Here is a 371-nt window from a genome sequence, read left to right as displayed (position 1 = left end):
TTATAGAGAGGCAACGGAGCAGGAAGTTCAAACATTTGCGGCACATGCCAGCCTTGAAGTCGCAGATTCGGCTGGTTTTGTAAACGTCACAAATCAAGTTAGCCGGAAGCTTATCCACGCAATCGTCAATAACGGAACACTCGAAAATTACACGCCGGGACAAATTCAGGCAGCGGCTCAGCAAACTAATCTCGCAATTGACGTCCAGAATGGCCGAATTGTAATGCCAACGACACATGCGGACATCAAGGCTTTACTTCAGTTTCTGAATGAAAGCCGCTATTCGGGCCCATTGTCAGGACAGGCATTTGTGACCAACTCGCAGAGGCCGGCATGAGTGCGCTATACAGTGGTTTCGATGCCGCCGAAAA

General features: G+C 49.3%; 1 protein-coding gene. It reads left to right on the top strand.

Features of this window, described 5'->3' with window-relative positions; all coding sequences use genetic code 11:
- A partial coding sequence (locus Q5762_RS37415) for a hypothetical protein (RefSeq protein ID WP_315896770.1) occupies positions 1 to 337 on the top strand: 337 nt, incomplete at its 5' end.
- Positions 338 to 371: the final 34 nt, after the last annotated feature.

Source organism: Streptomyces sp. P9(2023) (assembly GCF_032436795.1).
Classification (GTDB): Bacteria; Actinomycetota; Actinomycetes; order Streptomycetales; family Streptomycetaceae; genus Streptomyces.
This window is presented reverse-complemented; position numbering and strand designations above follow the sequence as displayed.